This is a genomic window from Streptomyces sp. NPDC012466 (genome assembly GCF_042955215.1).
GTDB lineage: Bacteria > Actinomycetota > Actinomycetes > Streptomycetales > Streptomycetaceae > Streptomyces.
This window is the reverse complement of record NZ_JBIBEQ010000004.1, coordinates 516990-540180: the sequence shown is the minus strand read 5'-3', so window position 1 is coordinate 540180 and position 23191 is coordinate 516990. Positions and strand designations below refer to the sequence as shown.

Annotated in this window: 15 protein-coding genes and 2 pseudogenes; 8 read left to right on the top strand and 9 right to left on the bottom strand. The window is 69.4% G+C overall.

Features of this window, described 5'->3' with window-relative positions; translation table 11 throughout:
- Positions 1-27: 27 nt before the first annotated feature.
- The 7 genes and pseudogenes from ACFY9E_RS18370 (at position 28) to ACFY9E_RS18340 (ending at position 9603) form a co-directional block, all read left to right on the top strand.
- A complete protein-coding gene (locus ACFY9E_RS18370) occupies positions 28-2679 on the top strand; it encodes an RICIN domain-containing protein (RefSeq protein WP_390984837.1) in 2652 nt (883 codons plus the stop codon).
- Positions 2680-3016: 337 nt separating this feature from the next.
- Entirely contained in the window at positions 3017-3733 is a 717-nt protein-coding gene (locus tag ACFY9E_RS18365) for a PAS domain-containing protein (protein WP_390984834.1), read from the top strand.
- Positions 3734-3879: 146 nt separating this feature from the next.
- Positions 3880-5226 carry a PHB depolymerase family esterase gene (locus ACFY9E_RS18360; protein WP_390984832.1) on the top strand — a complete coding sequence of 449 codons (1347 nt, stop codon included), beginning with the start codon at positions 3880-3882 and terminating at the stop codon, positions 5224-5226.
- A 302-nt stretch (positions 5227-5528) separates the two neighbouring features.
- Positions 5529-8354 carry a glycoside hydrolase family 2 TIM barrel-domain containing protein gene (locus ACFY9E_RS18355; protein WP_390984829.1) on the top strand — a complete coding sequence of 942 codons (2826 nt, stop codon included), beginning with the start codon at positions 5529-5531 and terminating at the stop codon, positions 8352-8354.
- A 220-nt stretch (positions 8355-8574) separates the two neighbouring features.
- On the top strand, positions 8575-8718 hold the full coding sequence (locus ACFY9E_RS18350; RefSeq protein WP_390984826.1) for a hypothetical protein: 144 nt from the start codon (positions 8575-8577) through the stop codon (positions 8716-8718).
- A gap of 20 nt (positions 8719-8738) precedes the next feature.
- Positions 8739-9032 (top strand): annotated as a pseudogene (locus ACFY9E_RS18345) (transcriptional regulator); the annotation flags it as partial.
- 55 nt (positions 9033-9087) lie between these two features.
- Positions 9088-9603 carry a helix-turn-helix domain-containing protein gene (locus ACFY9E_RS18340; RefSeq protein ID WP_390984825.1) on the top strand — a complete coding sequence of 172 codons (516 nt, stop codon included), beginning with the start codon at positions 9088-9090 and terminating at the stop codon, positions 9601-9603.
- A 68-nt stretch (positions 9604-9671) separates the two neighbouring features.
- On the opposite strand, the gene ACFY9E_RS18335 is transcribed toward ACFY9E_RS18340, so the two are convergent.
- Positions 9672-10778: a ricin-type beta-trefoil lectin domain protein gene (locus ACFY9E_RS18335; protein ID WP_390984822.1), complete on the bottom strand. Its 1107-nt coding sequence runs from the start codon at positions 10776-10778 to the stop codon at positions 9672-9674.
- Positions 10779-11041: 263 nt separating this feature from the next.
- A complete protein-coding gene (locus tag ACFY9E_RS18330) occupies positions 11042-13240 on the bottom strand; it encodes a 1,4-beta-glucanase (RefSeq protein WP_390984820.1) in 2199 nt (732 codons plus the stop codon).
- 513 nt (positions 13241-13753) lie between these two features.
- On the opposite strand from ACFY9E_RS18330, the pseudogene ACFY9E_RS18325 reads away from it, so the two are divergent.
- Positions 13754-14104: pseudogene (locus tag ACFY9E_RS18325) on the top strand (sugar hydrolase); the annotation flags it as partial.
- 1193 nt (positions 14105-15297) lie between these two features.
- Here the strand turns inward: ACFY9E_RS18325 and ACFY9E_RS18320 are convergent.
- The 7 genes from ACFY9E_RS18320 to ACFY9E_RS18290 all read right to left on the bottom strand — a co-directional run bounded on the left by ACFY9E_RS18320 (position 15298) and on the right by ACFY9E_RS18290 (position 23189).
- A complete protein-coding gene (locus tag ACFY9E_RS18320; protein ID WP_390984817.1) occupies positions 15298-18153 on the bottom strand; it encodes a glycoside hydrolase N-terminal domain-containing protein in 2856 nt (951 codons plus the stop codon).
- Positions 18154-18197: 44 nt separating this feature from the next.
- Positions 18198-18437, bottom strand: a complete 240-nt coding sequence (locus ACFY9E_RS18315) for a hypothetical protein (RefSeq protein WP_390984816.1) — start codon at positions 18435-18437, stop codon at positions 18198-18200.
- A 134-nt stretch (positions 18438-18571) separates the two neighbouring features.
- Positions 18572-20053, bottom strand: coding sequence for an RICIN domain-containing protein (locus ACFY9E_RS18310; RefSeq protein ID WP_390984814.1), 1482 nt, complete (start codon positions 20051-20053; stop codon positions 18572-18574).
- 209 nt (positions 20054-20262) lie between these two features.
- Positions 20263-20394, bottom strand: coding sequence for a hypothetical protein (locus tag ACFY9E_RS18305; RefSeq protein ID WP_390984812.1), 132 nt, complete (start codon positions 20392-20394; stop codon positions 20263-20265).
- Positions 20395-20587: 193 nt separating this feature from the next.
- A complete protein-coding gene (locus ACFY9E_RS18300) occupies positions 20588-21553 on the bottom strand; it encodes a sigma-70 family RNA polymerase sigma factor (RefSeq protein ID WP_390984810.1) in 966 nt (321 codons plus the stop codon).
- 119 nt (positions 21554-21672) lie between these two features.
- Positions 21673-21990, bottom strand: coding sequence for a hypothetical protein (locus tag ACFY9E_RS18295; RefSeq protein ID WP_390984807.1), 318 nt, complete (start codon positions 21988-21990; stop codon positions 21673-21675).
- Complete coding sequence (locus tag ACFY9E_RS18290) at positions 21987-23189, bottom strand: enolase C-terminal domain-like protein (RefSeq protein ID WP_390984805.1); 1203 nt, start codon at positions 23187-23189, stop codon at positions 21987-21989. The genes ACFY9E_RS18295 and ACFY9E_RS18290 overlap by 4 nt, the downstream gene beginning before the upstream one ends.
- Between the last annotated feature and the right edge of the window lie 2 nt (positions 23190-23191).

Genomic DNA, 23191 nt, shown 5'->3' with positions numbered 1-23191 from the left:
AACAGCTTGCAAGGAGAACGCCTCCCCATGAACAACCCCACGAACGGCGGGCGCCGCGGGCGTCACCGCCGCGGCTGGACCGCGACCGGTCTGCTGCTCGGTGTGCCCGCCGTTCTCGTGCCGTATCTCCTGTTCGCGCAGGAGGACTCGCAGGCCGCTACGGTCGACGGCGATGCCTACTACCGGCTGGTCTCCGTGCGCAGCGGCAAGGTGCTGGATGTCAACAGCTTCTCCACCGCCGACGGCACCCGTATCCAGCAGTGGACCGACCAGAACTCCGCCAACCAGCAGTGGAGGCTGAAGCCCACGGGGGACGGCTACTACGAGCTGGTGAACCGCAACAGCGGCAAAGTGCTGGGCATAGCGGGCGGTTCGACTGTCGAAAAGGCCGCTGCCGAGCAGCAGACCGACAGCTCCTCCGCCTCCCAGGAGTGGCGGATCGACGAGGTGAGCGGTTCCGACGCCGTCACCTTCACCTCCCGCAGGAGCGGCCTGGTCCTGGACGTCTCCGGGGGCTCCTCGGCCCAGGGGGCGACGGTCGTGCAGTATCCGAGCCGGGGCACCACCAACCAGCAGTGGAAGCTGGTGAAGGTGGGCGAGACCCGGGCGGCCGGGGCCGGCAGCGGGCAGACCACGGCCGCGGCCGGACCGTATGTGTGGAAGAACGCCCAGGTGGTGGGCGGTGGTTACGTCACCGGACTGGTGTTCAACCCGCGCGAGAAGGGTTTGCTGTACGCGCGCACCGACATGGGCGGCGCCTACCGCTGGGACACCGGGGCCGAGCAGTGGATCCCGCTGACCGACTGGATCGGCGAGAAGGACTGGAACCTGCTGGGCATCGACTCGGTGGCCACCGACCCCGTCGACCCCAAGCGGCTCTACCTCGGGGCGGGCACCTACACCAACGAGTGGGCGGGCAACGGCGCGATCCTGCGCTCCACCGACCGGGGCCGCACCTTCAAGCGCACCGATCTGCCCTTCAAGCTGGGCGGCAACGAGGACGGCCGCGGCGCGGGCGAACGGCTCGTGATCGACCCCGCGAACAACCGCACCCTGCTGCTGGGCACCCGCAAGAACGGTCTGTGGCGCAGCACCGACTACGGCGTGACATGGAGTCAGGTGTCCTCGTTCCCCGTCAAGGACGGGGCGAGCAGCGGCGCGGGCATCTCCTTCGTGACGTACGGGCCGGCCGGAAGCAAGACGATCTACGTCGGTGTCGCCGACAAGTCCACCTCCCTGTACCGCTCCACCGACGGCGGCGGCAGCTGGCAGGCCGTCTCCGGGCAGCCCACCGGCCAGATGCCGCAGCACGGCGTGCTCTCCGGTGACGGCTCGCTGTACCTGACGTACACCAACAACCTCGGGCCCAACGGCGTGACGGCGGGCTCGGTGTGGAAGTACACGCCGGCCGGCGGGGCGTGGAAGGACGTCACCCCGTCCAAGGGCGACTACGGCTTCTCCGGTCTGGCCGTCGACCCGCGCAAGCCCTCCACGGTGATGGTCACCACCCTCGGCCGCTGGTGGCCCGAGGACGAGATCTACCGCAGCACCGACGGCGGCACCACCTGGAAGGCCCTGGCCGACAAGTCCGTGCGCAGCGCCTCCGCCGCCCCTTACGTCGGCACCCACACCGGGCACTGGATGACCGCCCTGGCCATCGATCCCTTCGACTCCGGGCACGTGCTCTACGGCACCGGCAACGGCATCCTGCGCAGCAAGGACGCAGGCGCCTCCGACAGCGGCGGCACCAGCCACTGGAGCATGGGCGCCCGAGGGCTGGAGGAGACCGCGCTGCTGGACGCGATCGCCCCGCCCGGCGGCGCCACCGTCATCACCGCCATGGGCGACCAGGGCGGCTTCCGCCATGACTCCCTGACCAAGGTGCCTTCCGGGCGGCTGAACAACCCGCTGATGACCAACAGCACCGACATCGACTTCGCCCAGTCCAAGCCCTCGATGATGGTCCGCGTCGGCCGTGGTGGCAAGCAGGACGGCGCCTACTCCACCGACGGCGGCCTCAGCTGGAACGGCTTCAAGGCGGAGCCGGTGGCCAGTGCCCAGGACGGGCATGTCGCGCTCGCGGCGGACGGCTCCACCATTGTCTGGACGCAGGCCGGTCAGGCCCCCTACCGCTCGACCGACAAGGGGGCGAGCTGGTCGAGGGTCAGCGGTTTGGGCACCGACGCCGTGGTCGTCGCCGACCGCTCCTCGGCCAGGACCTTCTACTCGCTGTCGGGCGGCACGCTCTACGCCAGCACCGACGGCGGCGCGACCTTCACCGCCCGCGCCGGCAACCTGCCCGACGGCCGGCTCAAGGCCGTCCCCGGCATCACCGGAGACCTGTGGATCTCCGGCAGCACCAAGGGACTGCTGCACTCCACCGACGGCGGCCGCACCTTCACCACGCTCAAAACGGTGCGGTCCGCCTCCGCCCTCGGCTTCGGCAAGGCCAAGCCGGGCACCAACTACCAGGCCCTGTACCTGATCGGCACCGTCAACGACGTCACCGGCGTCTTCCGCTCCACCGACAAGGGCGCCACCTGGCTCCGCGTCAACGACAACGCCCACCAATGGGGCGCCATCGGCGGCGTCGGCGTCATCACCGGCGACCCCGACACCTACGGCCGCGTCTACGTCGGCACCAACGGACGCGGCCTGCAGTACGGCGACCCGTCCTGACCCACACACCCGAGCGGGGCCGCAGCCACGACGGCCGGCGGCCCCGCCACGGCGGAGGGACCTGGTCCGAGACGTAGGCCGCGTCACCTCACCCTGGCAGGGCGTCCAACACGGCCTGCTCGAACACGCGCGGGCTGGAGCGAGGGGGGCTGCTGCTGGGCTGGAGGGCGAAGGACATTACCGGCCGCCCCGTGACCGGCCTGCTGGTCGATCCCCCGGCACCCGGTTTCCCCGAGGGCTACGGCGCCGGCCCCGCGGGGTTCTTCCCCCCTGCGCCACCGGGACGGTTCCACGGTGGACGCCGTGGTGACGGCTCATCCGCTGCTCCACCGCGGGGGTGGCCGCCGCACTGTGCGCCGGTGAGGGCGGTGGCCGCTTACCGGGTACCGACGGGCGGGCGCTGGGCCATGTGATGACCGTCCAGCGCAGGGACGCCACCCGGTGGATCACCGACCGGGCCTTCGAGCGGAGCCCCTTCGCTCAGGGTGTCTCCGACCCTGAGCTGCGGTTCTTGTGGATCAACGCCTCCTCTGCCTGGGTGATCACGCACTCCCAGGAGCAAGTGCTCGGCAAGAAGTATCGCGAGGTGCTTCCCGAATTCGACCGCAGACTGTTTCCCGAAGGGGACGACAAGCCCTACACCGACGCGCCAGCCGACATGGGGAGGACGGGCGAGCCCACGCGTCTGATCACTGTCTTCCGCCCGCGAGGCAGCGACTACACCAACGCCTGGGCCACCAGCATCTGGTCCGTCCGGGATTCCGGGGGCAGGGTCCGAGCGATCGCCGGCTACCGCACAGCCCCGTCGCTGGAGACCCTGTGCGACACGGTGATCGACGCCATGCTCCCGACCGCCGAACCGACGAACGCCGCCTTGCTGTTCGCCCGCATGCACGCTGGATCCCCACCGTCGCCGACTGGGATGTCGAGCCCGACCACGCGCAGGTGCCGCGCCCCAGGAAGTTCGCCGTCGACAAGCCTGAGAAGCGATCAAGGTCGGCCGGAAGCCTTCAGCGAGTATCGAAGCGCTTCACTCGACAGTTCGAGTTTCTGAGCATTCCCTGCTGAAACAGAGGGATGGAGGCGACGTGACCTTACTTACCACCAGGGATTGACACCACGCCTAGGACGATGGAACCGTCGAAGCGCTTCACCATCTGGTCATCCCCGGCCGCGCCGGATTTCAGAAAGGACACCGTCATGTCCCGGAAGTCCAAAAAGAGAAGCGTCACAGATGTACTGGCAGCCCTGCTGATGGCGATCTCGCCGCTGATCGCGGCGCTCGTACTGACCGGCGCCTCGGCCACCACCGCATCGGCCGCGTCACTGACCGAGGTGACCAACTTCGGCAGCAATCCCGGAAACCTGCGGATGTACGTCTACAGGCCCGACAACGCTCCGGCACGCCCGGCCGTGGTGGTGGCAGTGCACTACTGCACCGGCACGGGGCCCGCCTTCTACTCCAACACGGAGTTCGCCCGCCTGGCCGACCAGCACGGGTTCATCGTCGTCTACCCGGACGCGAACGTCAGCGGGCAGTGCTTCGACGTCTCCTCGCCCCAGGCGCTCAAGCATGACGGGGGCAGTGACCCCACGAGCATCGCCCAGATGGTCCGGTACACCCTGCAGAACATGAACGCCGACCCCAGCCGGGTCTACGTCACCGGCGCCTCGTCCGGCGCGATGACGACCAATGTCATGCTCGGCGCGTACCCCGACCTGTTCAAGGCCGGTGCGGCGTTCATGGGTGTGCCGTTCGGCTGCTTCGCCACCACCGACGGCTCCGGCTGGAACACTGACTGCGCCACCGGCCAGATCAGCAAGACCCCGCAGGAGTGGGGCGACCTCGTCCGGGGTGCCTACCCGGGGTACACCGGCCCCCGGCCGCGGATGCAGCTGTGGCACGGCACCGAGGACGAAGCGCTGTACTACGCGAACTTCGGTGAAGAGATCAAGCAGTGGACCAATGTGCTCGGGGTGAGCCAGACCCCGGTCTTCACCGACTCCCCGCAGTCCAACTGGACCCGCACCCGCTACGGCTCCACCGGCGCGCAGGCACCGGTCGAGGCGAACAGCTTCCAGGGTGTCGGGCACTCCCTGCCCGAAAGCGGCATGGCGGCCCGGGCCATCACATTCTTCGGACTCGACGGCTCCGGCGGGACCACCACAGGTCCGGTCCGCGCCACCGGTGCCGGCAAGTGTCTGGACGTACCCGGCTCTTCGCAGACCAACGGTACCCAGACGCAGATCTGGGACTGCCATGCCGGCACCAACCAGACCTGGACCAGCACGTCGACCAAGCAGCTCACCGTCTACGGCGGTGCGAAGTGCCTCGACGCGACCGGCACCACGGCCGGCGCCAAAGTCGCGATATGGGACTGCAACGGCGGCACCAACCAGCAATGGAACCTCAACCCCAACGGCACCATCACCAGCGTCCGGTCAGGCCTGTGCCTGGATGTGACCGGTGCCTCCACCGCCAGTGGCGCATTGGTCGCACTGTGGGACTGCAACGGGGGCAGCCTCCAGCAGTGGCGCCTCGGCTGACCACCGCCCAGGGCTGAGAGGGCTTCTCGAAACCACCCTCGGTTTCGAAAAGCCCTCCAAGCTGACACCCCCGATACCGCCCAGCTTCCCCGCCCGCGCACCGCGGACAGACGAGCGGCCCGTACCAGACCGTGACAGCCCGCCCCGGCACACCATCTGCCCCTGCGCCACTTCGCGAACCGAATCCGCCCCTCGGCCAGGCGTCATCCCCTCCCGCAAACCCCCGTGCCGACCCGGACCCGTCGACTACGCGCACGTCCCCGCCGTTCCCTCCCCGATGGTTTCTGAAGGCTGGAGATGTCATGCAATTGTCACGCCGTGGCGTTCTGATCCTGGGCGCAGCCGGCGCGGCCCTCGCCGGAGGCCTTCCCACGGGCTCGGCCCGGGCCGCCGAGGCCGGGACGGCCGACGGAACGGACGCTTCCACGCGCACCGAGCGCCTGTATCTGTCCGGCGAGGACGCCGACCACCCGGTCGACTGGGACTTCCTGTGCACCAGCGGACGGCGCAGCGGCAGTTGGGGCAGCATCCCGGTTCCGTCCAACTGGGAGTTCCACGGATACGGCACCTACAACTACGGGTGGAATCTGCGCCCGGAGGAGAAAGGCCGCTACCGGCACACCTTCACGCCCCCGGACCACTGGCGTGACAGACGCGTCTTCCTCGTCTTCGAAGGGGCGATGACCGAGACCGAGGCGTGGATCAACGGCGAGCCGGCCGGGCCCGTCCACCGCGGCGGCTTCTACCGGTTCCGGCACGAGGTGACCGGCAAGCTGCATCCGGGCCAGGACAACCTCCTGGAGGTGACCGTCAGCAAGGAGTCCACCGACGACTCCGTCAACCGGGCCGAACGCCTGGGCGACTACTGGAACTTCGGCGGCATCTACCGCCCCGTCCACCTGGAGGCCTTCCCGCTCCAGCACATCGAGCGCATCGCTGTCGACGCCCGCGCCGACGGCACGCTGCGGATCGACGCCCATCTGTCGGGTACCGGCTCCGCAGACCGTCTCGTCGCCCAGGTCACCGACCTCTCCGGGCGCCCAATCGGCGTCCCGTTCACCGCGGCCGTCGCTCCCGGCGCCACGACGGTGACCCTCAGGACCGCTGTCGACTCCCCCCGCCAGTGGACGGCGGAGACCCCGCACCTCTACCGCGTCGAGGTCGCGCTCCGCGCCGACGACCGCACCGTCCACCGCGTCGACGAGAGATTCGGCTTCCGCACCGTCGAGGTGCGCCCCGGCGACGGCGTGTACGTCAACGGCGTCAAAGTCATCCTCAAGGGAGCCAACCGGCACACCATCTGGCCCACGTCCGGCCGGGCGACCAGCGCGCGCATCAGCCGCAAGGACATCCTCCTGATGCAGGAGATGAACATGAACGCGGTCCGGATGTCCCACTACCCGCCGGACACGCACTTCCTCGACCTCGCCGACGAACTCGGGCTGTACGTGCTCGACGAACTGGCCGGCTGGCAGAAGTCCTACGACGAAGCGGCGGGCAGACCCCTCGTCGCCGAGATGGTCACCCGTGACGTCAACCACCCGTCGATCCTGTTCTGGTGCAACGGCAACGAAGGCGGCTGGAACGCCGCCCTCGACGACGACTACGCCCGCCACGACCCCCAGCGGCGCACCGTTCTCCACCCCTGGGCGAACTTCGGCGGCATCAACACCGACCACTACGAGAACTACGACAGCACCCGCCGCATCCTGCAGGAACAGGGCGACGTCTTCATGCCCACCGAGTTCCTCCACGGCCTCTACGACGGCGGCGCCGGCGCGGGCCTCGACGACTACTGGAAGCTGATGGGCCGTGAACGGCTCTCCGCCGGAGGCTTCCTCTGGTCACTGATCGACGAGGGCGTCGTGCGGGACGACCTCGGCGGCGCCATCGACGTGGCGGGCAACGCCGCACCCGACGGCATCCTCGGCCCCTTCCGCGAGAAGGAGGCCAGCTTCTACACGATCAGGGACATCTGGTCGCCCGTACAACTCGCCGAGCCGGAGCGGTTCGCCTCCGGCCTGCCGGATGACTTCGACGGACGAATCAGCCTCACCAACCACTACGCCTTCACCAACACCCGTACCTGCCGGTTCACTTGGCGGCTCCTGGACTTCCGCACCCCGGCGCAGCGGCGGCACGGCCACACGGTGCGGGCGCAGGGCACTCTCTCAGCTCCCGACATCGAGCCCGGCGCGCAAGGACTGCTGCGCCTACCCCTGCCGTCCGGCTGGCGACGCGCCGACGCCATGGCGCTCATCGTCACCGGTGCCGACGGCCGCGAGATCCGCCGCTGGACATGGACCATCGCCTCCGCCGCCGACCAGGCCCGGCGACTGGTACGGACGGGCCCGGGACCGGCCGTACGCGGCCGGCTCGCGGACGACAGGCTCACCCTCGCGTCCCGCCACACCACGGTCACGCTCGACGCCACGACCGGCATGCTGGCAGGCGTCACCCACCGAGGGGCGGACTTCGTGCTGTCCCGCGGCCCGCTGCCCACCACCGGAACGGCGGACCTCACCCGCCTGACACACGGGCTCGACGGCGACGCCTACACGGTGGAGGCCGAGTACTCCGGCGTCCTGCGCCACGTCCGGTGGCGTCTGCACCCCAGCGGCTGGCTGCAGTTGGACTACCGCTACCACCTCACCGGCGAGTACGACCTCTTCGGCGTCGGCTTCGACCATCCCGAATCGCAGGTGACCGGCGTGACATGGCTCGGCCACGGACCGCACAGGGTGTGGAAGAACCGGCTGCGCGGCGTCGCGACGGACGTCTGGACGAAGCAGTACAACGACACCGCGACCGGTGCCGACGGCTGGGTGTACCCGGAGTTCAAGGGCTATCACGCGGACGTCCGCTGGGCGTCCCTGCACACCACCGCCGGACGCATCACCATGGTCTCCGAGGACGAGAACCTCTACCTGCGTCTCTTCACCCCCCGGTTCGGACCCGACCCCCGCCATACCGCGCCGCCCTTCCCGAAGGGAGACCTGTCGTTCCTCGACGCCATCCCGGCCATCGGTACCAAGTTCGACGCGCCGGCCGCGCTCGGCCCCAGCGGCGCCCCCACCACGGCGACGGGCGACTACGGCCGAACCCTGTACTTCTCGTTCTCCCGGTAGCGCGTCCACCCACTCGCCGACGCCGCACCATGCGGCCGGCCCCCTGCCGACCGGTGCTGCACACAGGTGCTCGACCTCATTTCCGGCCAGTGCGCCGCCCAAGACATCGCCGTCGACGGGGGCCTGGTGACCGCCATCCACGCCTCCTGACAATGGGCGGTAGCTGCCTGGCCCCGGCAGGGCCAGGCAGCCACCCATCACGACCGGGAACAATCGTCGTATGAGCACAGCCATCAACCTGGGCGAGTTCCTCCGCACCCGCCGCTCCCTCCTGCACCTCGAAGACGTTGCCCTGCCGGACTTCGGAGGCCGGCGCCAGGTCACAGGCCTGCCCGCGAGGAGATCGCGCAGCTCGCCGGGGTGAGCGTCGACCACTACACCCGGATGGAACAGGGTCGCGTGCCCAACCCCTCGGGCGCGGTACTCGACGCCCTCGCCCGCGCACTGCGGCTGGACGAGGATGCCATCCGGCACCTGCACCGCCTCGCCGGAGCGCAGTCCGCCGCCCGGCACGTTCCCCGGCACCAGCCCCGGCCGCAACGTGTGCGCCCCATGCTCCAGCGGCTGCTGGACGGTCTGGTGGACATGCCGGCGGTGGTGCTGGGCCGGCGCATGGACATCCTTGCCTGGAATACGGCGGCGGTCGCCCTCTTCGGCGACTGCGCCGCCCTGGACCGAGCTGAGCGCAACATCGCCCGGATCACCTTCCTCGACGAGACGTCCCGGGAACTGTATGCGGCTACATTCGGCACGGGGGCACTGCAACGCGCGTATCGCCCACGAGACGAGCCTGCACCTGGACACGCTTCGTACCTGGCGAGGCCGGTTCGCCCACGGCGGGCCGACGGCCCTGGCCGACCGCAAGCGCTCAGGGTGCCCCACCCGCTTCGCCCCCGTGCAGGTCGCCGAAGCCAAGGCGCTGGCCTGTCAGTTAACCGCCGAGACCGGCATGCCACTGTCGCGCTGGTCCTGCCCGGAGCTGGCCGCCGAGCTGACCGCGCGCGGGATCACCGACAGCGTCTCCTCGTCCACGGTGTGCCGCTGGCTGCGCGAGGACGCGCTCAAGCCCTGGCACTACCGGTCCTGGATCTTCGTTCGAGACCCCGACTTCCGCGCCAAGGCACAACGTGTCCTGCACCCCTACGGCCGCACGTTCGAGGGCATCCCGCTGGGCGAGAACGAGTACGTCCTCTCCAGCGACGAAAAGACTTCTGTTTATGCCCGCTGCCGTGCCATCCTGGCAGCCTGATCAACCCCCGAAGGACTTCCGGAGCCGACCACTAAGCCCGGAGAGGGATCAGATCCCGGGCTCGGGGCTCATCCGGTCGTCAGAGTGGTCCACTTCTGGTTCGAGCCGCCGTTGCAGTCCCACAGCACGAGCTGTGTGCCGTCGGCCGTGGAGGAGCCCGGAACATCGAGGCAGCGGCCGGAGGCGGGGTTGCGGTAGCCGCCGTTGTAAGGCTGCCAGACCTGGTTGGCACCACCGTGGCAGGCCCAGAGCTGCAGCTTGGTGCCGTTGGCGGTGGCCCCGCCGGCGGCGTCGAGGCACTTGCCCAGGGAGCGCAGGGTCCCGTCGGTGTAGGCGGACCAGTACTGGTTGGCACCGTCGCCGCAGCTCCACGTCTGGACGGCGGCCCCGTCGGCGGTGCTGGCACCGTTGACATCCATGCACTTGCCGGCCACGCCGGACTGCACGCGGGCGGGCGCGGGGGCGGGGTTCTTCAGCCACCCGGCGCTGTCCGCGGACTGGACACCGCGGTGAAAGGCGTCAGCCATCTTCTGATAGCCCGAGTCGTTGGGATGCAGGGGATCGGCCAGGTCGGCCGTGGTCAGACTGCTCATGTCGACGAACGCGACGCGTTTGCCCGCGGCCTGCGCGTCGCTGACGATGTGCCGGGTGGCCTGGTTGTACGTGCCCCGGAACCGCTCCTCCGAGCTGCTGGTGGACACGACCAGGGAGGCGACGAGAACGGTTGCGTCGGGGACATCGGCGGTGATCTGGTTGACCAGCGACCTCAGCCGGGCGATGGCGCTGTCGACCTCGGAGGCTCCTTGGAGGTCGTTGGTACCGATGTGCAGCGTCACGACGTTGGGCCGGTAGCGGGTCAGCGAGGCGTCGGCGAGCGCGGCGATCTGGTCGATGCGGTACCCGGAGTGGCCTTCGTTGTCCGGATCGGACATCGAACCGTTCCGCACCGTGCCCACGAAGTCCAGCGGATGGCCGTCCGACGCGAGCCGGTTCCACAACGGCGCGCGGTAGCCGTTGCCCGTACTGCTTCCCACGCCCCAGGTTATCGAGTCGCCCAACGGCATGACCCGCAAAGGCGTGTTGGAGGCAGCGGAGGCAGGGGCCACACCTGTCGCCGTCACCCCGAGCGCGACAGCGACAAGCATGATCAGGGGTAGAATCGAAGACTTTTTCATGCAGTTTCCTCTGTTCTGCGAGTGATTGCTCAGTCAGCGGATCTGATCGCCGTCCGGCTGTACCACGGTGTGATGCGTGACGACGTCCCGCTCGGCATCCGGTTCTCCGAACACGTGCAGCCGGCCCATCCAGGGCGGGGCGATTGAGGTGCGGTGGCGAGGACCGCGCCGATGCCGCCTGCCTGCATCAGCTCCGGGAGCCTGCCCAAGCAGCCGAACTGCCGTGCGCCTGGGTAAGGTTCCAGCTTCTGCCGGTTCGGCTATCAGGCGGGCTCCCCGTACTGCACGCCGCGTCCGTTGGTGGCGACGTAGACCCGACCGTACACGCGCGGATCGCCGGTGACGGCGGCTCCGGTCCAGCCCCACTGGTGCCGGTCGTCGTTGATCCGCACCCAGGTCTTCACCTCGTCGTCGGAGCGGTAGACGGCGTTGAAGCTCTCGACTGCGCCGACCATGTAGACCGCCGGGTAGGAAGCGCCCCTGGCGGCCTTGCCGAAGCCCAGGGTGTGGGAGGCGTGGCAGCTGCTGACCTTGGCCAGGGTCGCGCCCCCGTCGGTCGAGCGGTACAGCCCGTTGCCCTTGAGGCTGAGCCACAGGTCGCCGGTGCGCCCCGGAGCGGCCGTCATCTGAAACTCGCTGTCGCCCGTGCTCAGGCCGGTGGCCCGCGCGGTGAAGGTCAGGCCGCTGTCGGTGCTGGCGAACAGCGTCCCGGTGGTGGTGTCGTAGGCGTAGAAGCGGGTCGGGTCGACGGGATCCGCGATCGGAGCGGCACCCTTCGGGAAGGAGGCGACCTCGGACCAGGTGGCGCCGTTGTCGACCGAGCGGTATCCGGGGTTGGCCGTACCGAAGGACCACAGCAGCACGCTGCCGTCGGCGTTGGTGGCGATCGGGCCCGGCGCGGACTTGGCCATGGACGGCTGGGCCTTGAAGGGCGTCCAGGTCTTGCCGCCGTCGTTCGAGTAGGCGCCGTTGCCGTGGTCGCCCCAGCCCGCCCGGACCACGTACGACGGCTTGGCCGGGGCCAGCGACAGGCCGGTGGAGGTGCCGAACACCGGGTTCGACGCCATGCCGCGCGACGGCGACGCCGTGAGCCGTTCGTGGTACATCACACCGATGTCCCCGTTGCCGCTGATCAGGTGCGCCTCGCCGGTCGGCGGCGAGATCAACTGGCGGACGGCCGCCTCCTCCACGCCGCGGATCTGCGGGGCCCAGTGCTTGAGGTCGCGCGTGCCGTAGAGGGTCGCTCCGGTGCCGTACACGACGTGCCCGGAGTCGAACGGGTCGAGAGCGAGGGCCTGGATCCACCAGCCGAACTTGGGCTTGTCCCCGCCCCACTTGAGGTAGGGGGTGTCGGAGACGTCGAGGACGGCTGTGTCCTTCAGGGACGTCCAGGTGCGGCCGCCGTTCGTGGAGCGGAAGACGGTGTCGATGTCGGCCCAGCGGTTGTTGGTGGAGACGACGAGCGTGCCGGGGCGACGGGCGTCGACGGCGACACCGCCGTAGCCGAAGGAGTCGGCGGAGCCGTCGGCCGTCGTGCCGCCCGGCTTCACCGGGGTGACCTCACTCCACTTCCCGCTGCTGGTGCGCAGCTTGTGCACGCTGCCGTCGGACTGCCCGTTGGGGCCGGGGGCGTTGGCGTACGTCACGTACAGCTCGCGCGTGTGGCGGTCGTACGCGGCGCGGATCGGCACCTTGGCGGCGGTGCCGGTGGGCTGCCCCGGGACGGCCGTCCAGGTGGTGCCGTCGGTGGCTCTGTAAAGGTTCGCGGAGGTGCCGTCGGAGTCGCCCCAGCCGGCGTAGACCGTACGGCCCGCGGCGACCAGGAAGGTGATGCCCTGGCCGGTGGCACTGGGCGTGGCCGGGAAGCTCACGGCCTTCCAGGTGGCGCCCCGGTCGGTCGACTTGAGCAGCCCGTCGTGCCGGGTTCCCAGCCACAGCGTGTCGCTGTCCCGCGGATCGACGAGCAGCCGCTCCCCCGCACCCCGCCCGTCCTCGTTGGCCCCGAGCTTGACGGTGAGGTCGGTGCGTTTCCAGGTGGCCCCGCGGTTCTCGGACCGCAGGACGGCCCCGTTGCCGGCCCAGGACTGGGTGTACGCGCCGAGGGTCAGGTACACCCGGTTCGGGTGGGCCGGGTCGACAGCCATGGCCTCGACGCCGAGCAGGTTCCAGTCGTCCCAGCCGAGGTGGTCGGTGAGCGGGATCCACCGGTCGGTCCGGTCGTCCCACCGGTAGGCGCCGCCGATGTCGGTGCGCAGGTAGGCGAGCCCGCGTACGGAGGGGTGGAACAGCACTCCGCTGATGAATCCGGTGCCGCCCTGGACGGCGTTGCGCCAGCGGTATCCGCTCTTCGCGGGGGTGGCGGCGGCTTGCGCCCGCCCCTGGGTCAGCGGCAGGGAGACGGCCGCGGCGGCGGCAGCGGTCCCGGCGAGAACGGCACGTCTGCTGAGGCTGGACGCATACATGACACACACCTCGTCGTTCTGAAAGGAGGGGGAAGCGTCCCGTGAGGGGCGCGGGGACTGCGCGACAAGCCACGACACGGCCACGAGCGACAACTGCGGTCAGCCCTTGACGGCGGTGGCGACCGCCGTGGAGGCGAGGAAGCTCCTCCTGCTGGGTCCGGAGAGGGCGGAGGCGGCATCCGGCGTCATTGCGTCAACCCTTCGTGGCGCACCCGGACACCCGGTGGTGGGCCGTCGGCTGCGGTCGCGTGACTTGAACCAGCTGAGCTGAAAGCGGACATCCCATCACTGGCGAGACCTACGGAGTCGAAGCGCTTCGATGTTGCTGTGAGGTTAAGTGAACACCCATGGGCACACAAGGGTCCCTTCAAAGATTCCTCCGAGGCACTGGAGGAGGTTCTCCGTATTCTCTGCTTGATGAACGGTGTCGATCTCTTGACGCTCCCCCAGTGCCCCTGGCAGCCGTCGAAGCGCTTCGAGAGAACTTTCCACTCCATCTCAAGAGGATCCCATGTGTCTGCACACACGGCGCAAACACCACCGCCGCTCCGCGCTCACAGCTGGCTTTCGCGAAGCGCATCGACGACCTTCTGTCGCGGCTCACCCTCGACGAAAAGATGGGATGCCTGCATCAGTTCACGCCCGCCCTCGAGCGCCTGCTCATCGCGGCCTTCCACTCCGGCCAGGAGGCCCTGCACCGCGTCGCCTGGATGGGCCAGGCCACCGTTCTCGCCCAGGCGGTCGGCCTCGGTGCGACCTGGAACACCGGTCTCGTACGGTGGGCCGGCGAGGCCGCCTCCACGGAGATCCGCGCGATGCGCGCCCCCGACGACCCGGGTGGGCCTGAACCTCAGGTCCCCGACGACACGCTCGGTCGATCTCTTCGTGGGTGACGGTCCGGTACTGGTAGTGCTCACGCTCTTGCCGGGTACGGCCGAGCCCCACGGCTTCGCCCATTGAGCGCTCCCGTTGTCGGGGACCAGTGTGCAGGACGTCCGCCTCGGACTGCGTGGTCCGGTGTGGGGTAGGTGGCGCAGCCCGGCGTACTGGCCGGCCGTCGGCGAGTCCGGCCATTTCGAGGCGGATCGTCACCGTCCGCCGTCCGCCGTACGCAGGTTGATCCTTGGGGACGCTGGTGCGCGAAGCCACCGCCTCGACAGTCTCTTGGTTCCCGATGAGGAGAACACCGGAGGCCTGGAGGTCGAACCGACCGTCTCTCGTGACCGTCCAGCAGGGGAGTTCAAGGAAGGGTTCAGTGCGGTTGAGGTCCGCCACGAGACCTTGTCGGTGCCATTCTGCCGGACCGATCATCCTCAAGCCGGTATCGCTGGTGTAGACGGCCTCGGCGAACGGGAGGCGGACCAGGTTGGAGAAGGCAGCCTTGGAAGCATCGGTCCACGCCTTGGTTCCGCTGAGTGCCAGCGCTGCCGTCACGCTCGCTGCATTTCCAGCCGCGGCTCGCGGTACGGAACCACTCGGCTGCTGCCCGCAACGCGCGGCGCAGTACGGGATCCAGTGAGACATGGCGGCACGAGCCATCGGGAGGTACGCGTCTGAATGCGGGAGAAGTCGGCGATCAGGAGCCCGTCGAGGGCCCCTACTGGGTCGGTCATCAAGCGACACCCACAGGCTTGTCCGGCATACGGACGTTCGTCCGTCAATCTTGATGCTCGCTTGACGGACAGGTGTCCGGAACTGCGTGCCGGTGAGCGGGGCGCAGGTGTCCGACACGGAGCGCAGGCGTACGGCACACGCCGACCTCAAGGCCTGGCTCGTGGGTGACCACGTCAGCAGCAACACCTACCGCTGAGCACCGGTGACCACCGCCCGCACATACCGCATTTCCCGGTGTCCCGCGTAAGTGGGTACGGGCGGTCTCAGCAGCACGTCCCGAGCACCCAGGGGCACCACGACGGGACGATGACGGCCCCGGCGGCCACCTCGCGGCCTGGCCGAACGTGGCTGGAACCAGAACACCGCGGGTCGTCGGCGCGACGGCGGGTGATCACATCGCAGGCTTCTTCCTCTGGTCCGCCCGATGATCCAAACGAAAGCCCCTAGATGCGGTGGACTTGGAATCGCTGGTTGGTGCTGCCAGTGGCTGCCCACTGGCAGATGCGGGCTCCGTCGGCGGTGGAGGCCTCCCACACGTCCAGAGCGAGGCCGCTCTGTCGGTTGACCAGACTGATCACGCCACCTCCGTGGTCGACTATCCGCCACTGCTGGCCGGCGGCGTTGGTATCCGGCTGCTGGGTGATGTCGGCGCCGCTGCTGCTACTGGCGACGTGCAGGACCAGACCACTGTGCCCAACCCGTATCTTGCAGTGCCCGCCGTCGGAGGGCAGGAACTCGAAGTGCTGGTTGAGTCCGGCGGTGATCTGCCACTGGATCAGCCGCGCACCTGCGTCCGTGGATGCACCGTTGATGTCGGCGGCCTTGCCGCTGTGCTGGGCCACCAGCCGATAGGCCACGCCGGTCTCCACCGGCCCCGACCTGAGTGCGGTCGCGCGGTAGGTGTTTCCGGCCTGGCCGGCGAACTCGATGAGATCGGCCTCGAGGCGCTTCGGCTGGACCGGCTCGCCGCTCGAATCGTCCTTCAGCGTGAAGTCGCCGGCGAAGATTCGACTGCGCACCCGGACGGCGCCGGTCCGGTCGGGTGTGACGACCAAGTCGATCCGGCCGCTGCTCCACTCGGCGCCGACGGTGTATCCGCCGCGGCCGCGCAGTCCGCGCACGCGTCCGGTGGGCCAGGCGGCCGGCAGCGCCGGCAGCACGTGCAGTTCGCCGTTGTGGCTCTGCAACAGCATCTCCGCGATGCCCGAGGTGGCGCCGAAGTTACCGTCGATCTGGAATGGTGGGTGCAGGTCGAACATGTTGGGCGCGAGCCGGTCCGTCCGCACCAGGTCCCGGATCAGCTTGTGGGCCCGGGCGCCGTCCTCCATCCGTGCCCAGAAGTTGATCTTCCACGCGAGCGACCATCCCGTCCCGTCGTCGCCGCGCAGCTCCAGCGTCCGCCGCGCGGCCTCGTACAACTGGGGTGTCCCGCGCTTGGTGATCTGGTTGCTCGGATGCAGCCCGTACAGGTGGGAGACGTGCCGGTGAGTCCGCTCGGTCTCCACCCAGTCGGCCAGCCACTCCTGGATATTGCCCCTGGAACCGACCCGCGTCGGCGCCAGCCGGTCCCGGGCCGCCACTGCCTGAGCGCGGAAGGCGGCGTCCACGCCGAGGATTTCGCCGGCACGGGCGACGCCATGGAAAAGGTCGCGCAGGATCTGGTTGTCCATGGTGGGTCCCGCGCAGACGGTGGCGTTCGCGTGGTGAGCGAGCTCCGGAGAGTTCGACGGGTTCGTGACCAGGTGTCCAAGCGTCGGGTGGGTGACCAGGGTGTCGAGGAAGAACTGGGCGGCGCCCTTCAGGGCCGGATAGTTCGAGCGGAGGAAGTCGATGTCCCCGGTGAACAGGTAGTGGTCCCAGATCAGGGTGGCCAGCCATGCGCCACCGGTCTGCCACATCCCCCACCGCGCTTCGTCGACGACCGAGGCGCCCCGCCACGCGTCGGTGTTGTGATGCGTCACCCAGCCGCCGGCACCGTACTGCGCCTGGGCCACCCGGGCGCCGGTCATGGTCAGGTCGTTGATCATGTCGAAGACCGGGAGGAAGCATTCGGACAGGTTCGTCGTGTCGGCGGGCCAGTAGTTCATCGGCAGGTTGGCGTTGATAGTGAACTTCGAGTCCCAGGACGGAGCCATCTGGTCGTTCCAGATGCCCTGCAGGTTCGCCGGCTGGGTGCCCGGCCGCGAGGATGAGATGAGCAGATACCGGCCGAACTGGAACAACAGGGCGGAAAACTGTGGGTCGTTCACTTGCGCGTGCTGTGCGATCCGTACGTCGGTCGGCTGGTCGGCCGCCGTCGTACGTCCCAGATCGACCGACACCCGGTTGAACAGCGCCTGATAGTCGGCGAGATGCCGCCTGCGTAGTTCGTCGAGGCCGACGTTGCGGGCAGCGTTGAGGCGGCTGCGCGCGATGCCCTGGTAGTCGCCGCCGACGTTCCGGAAGTTGACGTAGCTGGAGCCGATCGACACCAGCAGCGTCACGCTGGTGGCGCCGGAGACCCGCAGCGTGCCGCCCGAGCTGCTGACCGTGCCGCCCGTCACTACGGCGTTGGCCAGGGCGAGGAACCGGACCCGTCCGGCGATGCCCTCCATGGCGGCGGAGATGCCGTCGAGGGCGATCGTGGCCGCGTCCGGGCTGGACACCGTGGTCCGTTGCGGACTGTCGAAGGTGGCGCTGAAGGCGATGGAGTTGGCCCGGTCGGCCGTCAGCCGGACCACGATCGCCTGGTCCGGTGCACTGGCGAACACCTCACGCTGGTACCGCACGCCGTTCAGTACGTAGGTCGTGGTGGCCGTGGCGGTGGTGAGGTCGAGCGTCCGGTTGTACTGCGACGCACCGGTAGCGCTGCCGAAGGAGAGCAGGAGGTTTCCGACCGGCTGGTAGGCCAGCTGTCCGGCCGGGCTGCCCAGCATCGTCTGATTGATCAGGTCCTGCGCCGGCCCCCACTGATCCGCGAAGACCCGCCGTCGGATCTCCGCGAGGTTGGCCGCCCCGCGGGGGTTGGCGGAGTCGTACGGACCGCCGGCCCAGACGGTGTCCTCGTTGAGCTGCAGCCGTTCGGTGTCGACGTTGCCGAACACCATCGCGCCGAGGCGCCCGTTGCCGATCGGCAGCGCCCGCAGCCAGTCCGCGCCGGCCGGCTTGTCGTACCACAGGGCGAGGTCGTTCGCGGCCCGAACCTCCGGCGGCGCGGCCGAGCCGCTGCCCCTGGCAGTGGCCGTCCACCCACCCGGCACGATCCCTGCTCCAGCCGCCGCCCCGGCGGCGAGAAACCGTCTGCGTGTCACCTCGGACATGTCGTTCTCCCTTCACGGACTGGAACAGGTTGAAGCGCGGTCCGTCACTGCGGCCCTGCCCCCGTGGGCGCGAGGCGGGCCGCGGCGCGCAGGAAATCCAGTGAGCGGCGGGCCACCGCGGGGGCGGCGAGCGAGTGCCGGGGCAGCTCGACCGCGACCGGGCCCCGGCAGCCGACCGCTGCCGGCACCGGGGGGAGGTCGATCGCGCCGTCGCCGAAGTCCAGGTGCTCGTGCGTCCCTCGACGCATGCCGTCGATCCGCACATGGACCAGGGGCCGCGCCACGTCCCGACGCGGTCGGGTACCGGCAACGGCTCAAGGCATCGGAAGTGTCCGATGACGAGCGTGTTCCCGAAACCCTCCGGCTCGCCCCGCGCCGTACGGATGGTCCGGCTCGGTGATCCGGCCGCGGCCGGCGGTCACCGTCCACCGTGTCCGCCGCGTCGGGCGTCGCGTCGCGCGTCAGTGTTCTGGATCTGCCATCTCTGGTTGTCGCCGCCCCAGCACGCCCACAGCTGCGTCTTGAGGGTGGCGGTGTTCACGTCGAGGCAGAGGCCGGAGTGAACGCTGCGGATGGTGCCGTCGGTGCCCACCGTCCAACGCTGGTTGTCGCCGCCGTTGCACGCCCACGTACCGACCACGGTGCCGTTCGTCGTCCCGCTGCTGTACGCGTCCAGGCACTTCTGGCCCCCAAGTGCGGTGATCTGTCCTCCGGCCGTCAGGGTCCACTGTTGGCCGGCCGCGTTGGCGCAGGTGTACACCTGGACCTGGATGTTCGCCGTGGTCCCGCCGGGGATGTCCAGACAGCGCCCGGTGCCGGCGTTGCGCAGCAGGCCGGCCGGGGCCGGGACGTCGCCGTCCAAGCCCCAGCCGTACCGGAGGCGCTCGCGGCCGCTGGCACTGGGGGTGCTGAGCGTGAGGTCGGTGCCGGTGCCGTGCAGTTTCTGCATGGCATACCAGTCGTCGCCCTGGCCGGCGCGTATCTTGCCGCCCAGCCCGGGCCAGTAGACGGAGCCGATCCGCAGTTCCCGGAGCACCGTGGTGGTGGCCCGGAAGTAGCGGATGAAGTTGTCGGTGCTGCCGGCGTCGTGGTAGTTGAGCCCGGTGTCCATCGGCGCGCCGAACTCGTCGACGACAGTGCGGTCGGCGCAGGAGCCGATCGCGTTCCGCAGGTACGCCACCCACTGGTCGTAGGTCTTCGCGCCGCTGAAGAACGTGTAGTGGTGCAGCGACAGGAACGTCCCGTCAAGGCGGCGGTCGGCGCACATTGATTTGATGTCGGTGTTCAGGCCGGCACCGCTGACGAAGATGCGGTTCCGCGGAATCGACGGGCGGCTGCTGATCCAGTTGCTCACCACGTTCGCCCACTCGGCGGCGCTGTGCCCCGCCGGTTCGTTCATCGGCTCGAAGTGGACGAGGTTGTTGGTGCCGTACCGGGCAAGCACGGTGTTCCACATGGCGTCGAAGGCGCTGGGGTTGACGATGCGACCGTCGCGGGCGGCCACCCCGTCGTCCCAGTAGGAGAGGACGACCTTGAATCCCTTCGCGGTGGCCGCGTCTATCGCGCCCGTGTACGCGTTCCACCAGCTCGTCCCGACTGTGTAGGTGTTGATCGGGAGCCGGACGGTGTTGGCGCCGAGGTTGTTCTCGAAACCGGTGTAGACGGCGTTGGCTTTCGCCACGACCGACTGGTAGCTGTCGGAGCCGCTCAACCCGTGCAGGACCAGCGGTCCACCGTGGAAGTTGTCACCGAGTCGGGCCCAGTTGACGCCGCGGAACTGGGCCGTGTCGGCGGCGGCCGTCGAGGCGCTCTGCTGCTCGACGACCGCGAGCGTGCTGAGAGCGGTAAGGATGCAGGCGAGCGTCCGGGCGAGGTAGCGCCTGCGATGGGTGTGGGGCATGGTCGTGCCTTCCCTGTGGCGGTTGGTCACGTCTGCGCTGTGCAGGAGCTGTTGATGTCGGCCGCCCGGCGGCAGGCGGCCGAGCCGGCGCGGAGCTTGCCCTCACCGCGCCGGCCCCCTCCCAGATCGCTCGCAGCGAGCATGTCAGCGTCATGCCGCTGCTGTGGCGCCTGGAAAGCCACGCTCCCCTGCCTCGCCCGAATCTCCGGTCAGCAGGTGGAGTTGATCTGGGTGAGTAGCCCCATCCGCCGCGGCGGGGAGATGTAGTCGCCGCCGGACAGGCCACGCGCCCAGCCGGGCTGCTGGGCGTGCCGGAGCGGTGTGTGGCCGCGCACGCTCATGCCGTTGGCCCGGGCTATGACTGACGATCGCTTTTGACTTCCGCTTTCACAGGTCATGAATGGGGAACGTTACGCGTCGACGACTAAAAGATTGACAGATTGCCATGGTCCATTCAAGAGGGAGCCGTCGATATATGTGGACCTGAGCTGACGTGCGACTAACCGGAGAAGCGGGACTATTGACGGCCACCCCTCATAACCTTTTCATGCGGCGAATTGAAGTGACGGACGCGTGTAAATCGCGGCAGTTTTCGTTATCGGCGGCCGGCTTGAAGAGTCGCGGTCGCCGTAGTGCCGAAAGCCCCGAGCCGCCCTCGGCCGACTCGGCTCCCATCACGACGGAATTCCCGGTCGCCCCGGCGACCGCGGGTTTGTCGAGCACCGTGTCCGACCGCGCCAGCGGGACGGGGAGCAGCGTCAGGGCGACGATCAGCCGCTCAACGGGCACCAGATCGCCGGTGGCCAGGCCGCAGTCCGCACAGGATCGGGTGTGCCGGGTGATGCGCTTACGCCACAGCGTGCTCGGTACGCCGTCCCAGCCCCCCAGCGCGGCGGTCAGCTGGGGGCACCGGGGGCTGGCGTCCAGCGCGGCGACGAGTGACCGGCTCAGCTCCAGCTGGTTGCGCATCCTCTGGACGCGCACGCCCGCGTGAGCCACGCTCGTTCCCAGCGCCGCCGCGAGCTCCGCCCTCGTCAGCCGGCCCGCGGTCTCCAGCCACCACAGCGACAGCAGGGCCCGGGCGTCCGGGCCGAGCCATCGACTGGCGCGTACGATCTTTCGGCGATGACCGGACAGCTCGACGTGGATCAGGGCCAGGTTCTCGGCGTCGGCGTCCGGCGGGTCGGTCATCTCGTCGAGGGAGGCCGTCCGTTCGGCGTCCGCCTGCCGCCGGTTCAGATGGGTGCTGATCTGTCGTGTCGCGATCGTGGCCAGCCAGGGCCGGAAGCACTCCGGGGCGCGCAGCGTGCGCAGCTCAGGAAGTGCCCGGAGCATCGTCTCCTGCACCACGTCGTCGACGTCCGCAAGCTCACCCAGTGCCCTGCGCACGATCGCGTACACCAGCGGCAGGTACGTCGCGGCCAGGTCGTCGAGCGCTCGTGCATCGCCGGCCTGTGCGGCGACGACCAGGCTCGTCTCGTCGGCTCGGTCGGCTCGCATCACGAGTCCATACACGTTGTCTCGAGCAAGGCGGCGCCAGGTGCCGCGCTCGTCGGCGCCCTCGGGTTCGCAGGCACGATCGACTCGGGCGCGGTCGGCTGGTAACGCTGGGCGGTCCATCATCGCCCCGGCCATCCGCCATCAAAGGAAGGAGCGATGCCGTCGACATGATCCGGCGCCGGGGAGGCAAGCAACACCGTGGCCCCGGCGGGATCGTCGGCGCGTCTCCGGCCACCGGCCGGGATCCGGCCGAGGATCGCCTGATTGCGCTGGGGGTCCGCGCGGAATACCTCGGTATTGTCGGCGGCGACGCAGCCCGATGCGATGGCGTTGCCAGCGACGCCGCGCCCGCCCCGCCCCTTCGCCGGGGCCGGCGCCTCGGCGACCCGGCTCTCGATCTCGAGGGTGCGGGCCCCGCGGTGGACAACCGCCTTCATCGATCCTCCATCTCCATGGTGTCGAACGTCCCTTCCGCGGTGGATCGGCATGGTTCGGGGGTGACCGCGAGCAGCCGCCGGCCGGCCTGCTCCGGCCGTATGTGCGGTCCGTCGGGTGCGTGTGCCGTTCGCTGCCGGGCCGCGGTCATCACCGTTTCGTCGATCCGGATGCCCAGGCCCGGCGTGTCGCCGAGCACGAAGGCGCCGTCCTCGACGTGCAGGTCCATCGCGACGCCGATCGGCGGCCGCAGGTCCTGCAGTTCGCTGACGAGGTGGTTGGGCACCGAGGTCGCGGCGTGCAGCAGCGCGACAGGCGTGTTGCCGATCGGGCTGACCGGCAGGTCGTAGGCGTGCGCCAGCGCGGCGACACGCAGGAAGTGGGTGACTCCCCAGACGGCGGCCGTCTGGACGATGTCGACGCCTCCCGCCGCGATCAGCGGGCGGAACTGCTCGAGGCCGGTGAGGTTCTCCCCACTGGCGACCGCCGTCCGTACACCACGGCTGACAGCGGCCAGGCCGTCGGCGTCCCAGCGCCGGACCGGCTCCTCGATCCAGGTCAGGTCGACGGTGCGCTCCAGCTCACCGACGTGGCGTACCGCCTGCTTGCGGCTCCAGGACTCGTTCGCGTCCAGCATGAGCCCCGGCCGGGCCCCGTGCGCAGCCTCGGTCAATACCTCGCGTACGAGCGACAGCCGGTGCCGGTCACGCTCGATGTCCAGGCCGCCCTTGAGCTTCGCCGCCCTCAGCCCGCGTTCGGCGTAGTTCTGGTAGGCGGCGACGAGTTCGTCGTCGGTGAGGCCGATGTCCAGACCGGAGGCGTAGGCGTGGACCACGCGGTCGTTGCCGCCGAGCAACCGCCACAGCGGCTCACCCGCGGCCTGTGCCTTGATGTCCCACAACGCCGTGTCGAACGCCCCGATCGTGCCGAACACCACGCCGGCATGCCCGGCTTTGAAGGTGTGCCGCAGCATGCGGTCGTACAGGGCGGTCACCGCGCGCGGGTCCTGCCCGTCGATGGCGGCGAAAATCACCTCGGCTTCCACGTGCGGTCCCAGGCCGACTCCGGTGATCCCCTCATCGGTCTCGACGATGACGACCGGCACCGGCACGACGCCGTCGACGTACACGCCGTTGGCGTCACCGACAGGCCTGCCCCATCGCTGAACCGTCGTCAGGGTTCTGTACCCGGTGATGCGCATGC

Bases quoted from the DNA above. Each gene is read 5' to 3' on its own strand.
- ACFY9E_RS18305 (WP_390984812.1), bottom strand. From the start codon at position 20,394: ATGAGCGTGCGCGGCCACACACCGCTCCGGCACGCCCAGCAGCCCGGC.
- ACFY9E_RS18355 (WP_390984829.1), top strand. From the start codon at position 5,529: ATGCAATTGTCACGCCGTGGCGTTCTGATCCTGGGCGCAGCCGGCGCG.
- ACFY9E_RS18295 (WP_390984807.1), bottom strand. From the start codon at position 21,990: ATGAAGGCGGTTGTCCACCGCGGGGCCCGCACCCTCGAGATCGAGAGC.
- ACFY9E_RS18360 (WP_390984832.1), top strand. From the start codon at position 3,880: ATGTCCCGGAAGTCCAAAAAGAGAAGCGTCACAGATGTACTGGCAGCC.
- ACFY9E_RS18300 (WP_390984810.1), bottom strand. From the start codon at position 21,553: ATGCGAGCCGACCGAGCCGACGAGACGAGCCTGGTCGTCGCCGCACAG.
- ACFY9E_RS18330 (WP_390984820.1), bottom strand. From the start codon at position 13,240: ATGTATGCGTCCAGCCTCAGCAGACGTGCCGTTCTCGCCGGGACCGCT.
- ACFY9E_RS18310 (WP_390984814.1), bottom strand. From the start codon at position 20,053: ATGCCCCACACCCATCGCAGGCGCTACCTCGCCCGGACGCTCGCCTGC.
- ACFY9E_RS18320 (WP_390984817.1), bottom strand. From the start codon at position 18,153: ATGTCCGAGGTGACACGCAGACGGTTTCTCGCCGCCGGGGCGGCGGCT.
- ACFY9E_RS18340 (WP_390984825.1), top strand. From the start codon at position 9,088: ATGCGGCTACATTCGGCACGGGGGCACTGCAACGCGCGTATCGCCCAC.
- ACFY9E_RS18370 (WP_390984837.1), top strand. From the start codon at position 28: ATGAACAACCCCACGAACGGCGGGCGCCGCGGGCGTCACCGCCGCGGC.
- ACFY9E_RS18350 (WP_390984826.1), top strand. From the start codon at position 8,575: ATGAGCACAGCCATCAACCTGGGCGAGTTCCTCCGCACCCGCCGCTCC.
- ACFY9E_RS18335 (WP_390984822.1), bottom strand. From the start codon at position 10,778: ATGAAAAAGTCTTCGATTCTACCCCTGATCATGCTTGTCGCTGTCGCG.
- ACFY9E_RS18290 (WP_390984805.1), bottom strand. From the start codon at position 23,189: ATGCGCATCACCGGGTACAGAACCCTGACGACGGTTCAGCGATGGGGC.